At 70.7% G+C, this 3121-nt stretch carries 4 protein-coding genes; all 4 read left to right on the forward strand.

Annotation, left to right across the window (positions count from 1 at the left end; genetic code table 11):
• Nucleotides 1–421 (forward strand): FadR/GntR family transcriptional regulator (locus tag DBR36_RS18255; protein WP_258222605.1); only part of this gene is annotated, 421 nt, incomplete at its 5' end.
• A 25-nt stretch (nucleotides 422–446) separates the two neighbouring features.
• Nucleotides 447–965, forward strand: a complete 519-nt coding sequence (locus tag DBR36_RS06795) for a gluconokinase (protein ID WP_108318148.1) — start codon at nucleotides 447–449, stop codon at nucleotides 963–965.
• Between the two features lie 88 nt (nucleotides 966–1053).
• Entirely contained in the window at nucleotides 1054–2649 is a 1596-nt protein-coding gene (gene gndA, locus DBR36_RS06800) for an NADP-dependent phosphogluconate dehydrogenase (protein WP_108318149.1), read from the forward strand.
• 16 nt (nucleotides 2650–2665) lie between these two features.
• Nucleotides 2666–3121: VanZ family protein (locus DBR36_RS06805; protein WP_146185263.1), on the forward strand; the 456-nt coding region annotated here is incomplete at its 3' end.

The following is a 3121-nucleotide window of genomic DNA, read 5'->3' on the forward strand; positions in this document are numbered from 1 at the left end:
GCTCATCGTCAACACGACCGAGCTGCGCGCCGCGATCGAGCCGGTCGCGGCTCGGCTCAGCGCCCGCCGCGCCACCGACCTGCAGCGCGGAGAGATCCTGCGCCTCGCGGACGAGCTCGCGCGTCTGGGCGCCGCGGGCCTGGGCAACTCCCCCGAGTACCTCGCGGCCGACATCGCCTTCCACGACCTGATCCTGCTCTCGAGCGGCAACCTCATGCTCGCCGCCGCGCGCGCGCCGATCGCCGCCGCCATCGAGGGCCGCGCGATGCACGGACTGACACCCGGCATCCCGAATCCCGACGCGCTCGACAACCACGTCGAGACCGCCGCCGCGATCGGGCGCGCCGACGCGGACGCGGCCGAGGAGCACACCCGGCGCTACGTCGCCGCGGTCCTGTCCGAAGTGCGCCGCACCATCTGACCCTTCCCCGACGAAGAGAGAAGCTATGACCACCACCGTCCCCGTCCTCGTGTTCATGGGCCCGGCCGGAACCGGCAAGTCCACCGTCGCGGGAATGCTCGCGGGCCGTCTGGGCTGGGACTTCCAAGAGGGCGACGATCTGCACCCCGCCGAGAACGTCGCCAAGATGGCATCCGGTCACGCTCTCACCGACGACGACCGCTGGCCGTGGCTCGACCGGGTCGCCGGATGGATCGATGGCCAGGTGCACGCCGGACGGCCCGGGATCATCACGTGCTCGGCGCTCAAGCGCAGCTACCGCGACGTGCTGCGCCGCGACGACGTGACGTTCGTGCTTCTGATGGGCGACCCGAAGCTCGTGCTCGAGCGACTGCTGCGACGCCAGGGGCACTACATGCCGCCCTCGCTGCTGACCTCGCAGTTCGAGACGCTGGAGATGCCGGATGCCGATGAGCAGGCCATCCGCGTCGATCTCGACCTCACCCCGGGCGAGCAGGTGCAGACCGTCATCGATCGGCTCCAGCTCACTCATACACCGTCCTGAAACACCCCCGGGTCGAGCCGATACAGTGGCGGAGGCGGCCCGCGTGCGTCCGCACACCCCTTCCTCGCACCCGAACACGGAGCAACGAATGAAGTCGACCCCTTCCCCGACCGGCCCCTCGAACGACCAGGACCAGTCCCCGCACGAGGCCGCGCAGGTGCACGAAGGCGCACCCGGCATCGAAGAGGTCGAGCGTCCCACCGCCGACGCCGGCTCGCGCCCCGCGGGTGAAGGCGACGGCCGCGCCAACATCGGCGTCGTCGGGCTCGCGGTCATGGGCTCCAACCTCGCCCGCAACCTCGCCAGCCGCGAGGGCAACACGGTCGCGATCTTCAACCGCAGCCAGGACAAGACCGAGCACGTGCTCGAGAACCACCCCGAGGCGGGCTTCGTCGCCTCGTTCTCGTACGAGGACTTCGCCGCGTCGCTGGCCAAGCCCCGCACAGCGATCATCATGGTCAAGGCCGGTCGCCCCACCGACTTCGTCATCGACGAGCTGGTCAAGGTCTTCGAGCCCGGCGACATCATCGTCGACGGCGGGAACGCTCTGTTCACCGACACCATCCGCCGCGAGAAGGCCGTGCGCGACACGGGCATCAACTTCGTCGGAATGGGCGTCTCGGGCGGCGAAGAGGGCGCCCTGCGCGGCCCCTCGATCATGCCCGGCGGCTCCGACGAGGCCTGGGCCACGCTCGGCCCGATCCTGAAGTCCATCGCCGCGGTCGCCGAGGGCGAGCCGTGCGTCACCCACGTCGGCCACGACGGCGCCGGCCACTTCGTCAAGATGGTGCACAACGGCATCGAGTACGCCGACATGCAGCTCATCGCCGAGGCGTACGACCTCATCCGCCGCGCCACGGGCAAGACCCCGGCCGAGATCGCCGACGTCTTCGCCGAGTGGAACCGCGGCGAGCTCGAGTCCTACCTCATCGAGATCACCGCCGAGGTGCTGCGTCAGAACGACGCCGACACCGGCAAGCCCCTCGTCGACGTCATCCTCGACCAGGCCGGCGCCAAGGGCACCGGCGCCTGGACCGTGCAGACCGCGCTCGACCTGGGCGTGCCCGTGTCGGGCATCGCCGAGGCCACCTTCGCCCGGTCGCTGTCGAGCCACCCCGAGCAGCGCGAGGTCTCGGGCGGGCTCCCCGGGCCGTCGGGCACCGAGGTGCTGTCCGGTCAGGATGCCGACGCCTTCATCGAGCAGGTCCGCCTGGCGCTGTACGCCTCGAAGATCGTCGCCTACTCGCAGGGCTTCGACGAGATCCGCGCCGGCGCCGCGCAGTACGACTGGAACATCGACCTGGGCGCGGTGTCGAAGATCTGGCGCGGCGGCTGCATCATCCGCGCGCAGTTCCTCAACCGCATCGCCGAGGCGTACGACGCCGAGGCCGAGCTGCCCGTGCTGCTCACCGCCCCGTACTTCGTCGAGGCGCTCGGCCGCGCGCAGGACGCGTGGCGCAGCATCGTCGCGCTGGCGGCGGCCGCCGGCATCCCCGCCCCCGCGTTCAGCTCGTCGCTGGCGTACTACGACGGCCTGCGCGCCGACCGTCTGCCCGCCGCCCTGATCCAGGGCCAGCGCGACTTCTTCGGGGCGCACACCTACCGTCGCGTCGACAAGGAAGGCACCTTCCACACCCTGTGGTCGGGCGACCGCACCGAGATCGAAGCCGAAGACACCCACTGATCCTCGAGGGTCGACCATGACGAAGCGGCGGCGGGCAGGGCTCGTCGCCGCTTCGTGCGTGTACGCGTTCGCGGTGTGGTGGATGACGCTGCGCCCCTCGATCTACGACGCCGAGGTCGGCGGCATCCTGGGCGATCTGCTGCGGCTGCTCGCGGCGTCGCCCGCGACCGCCTGGGTGAGCTTCGACGTCGTCGAGTCGGCGGCGAACGTGGCGATGTTCGTGCCGCTCGGTCTGCTGGTGGCAGCGTGGGGCGGGCGGTGGTGGCGGGGTCTCGTTCTGGCCGCGGCGCTCAGCACGGCGATCGAGCTCACCCAGTTGTGGTTCCTGCCCACGCGCGTCGCCGACGTGCGCGACGTCGTCGCCAACACCGCCGGGGCCGCGATCGGACTGCTCGTCGCCGCGGGTTGGCGACGGTGGCGGCGCAGCTCACAGCAATCCCATAACGCTCGCCATAGAAAGCTCATAGATACG

Source organism: Microbacterium sp. HMWF026 (assembly GCF_003061325.1).
Taxonomy (GTDB): domain Bacteria; phylum Actinomycetota; class Actinomycetes; order Actinomycetales; family Microbacteriaceae; genus Microbacterium; species Microbacterium testaceum_E.

Bases quoted from the DNA above. Each gene is read 5' to 3' on its own strand.
- DBR36_RS06795 (WP_108318148.1), top strand. From the start codon at position 447: ATGACCACCACCGTCCCCGTCCTCGTGTTCATGGGCCCGGCCGGAACC.
- gndA (WP_108318149.1), top strand. From the start codon at position 1,054: ATGAAGTCGACCCCTTCCCCGACCGGCCCCTCGAACGACCAGGACCAG.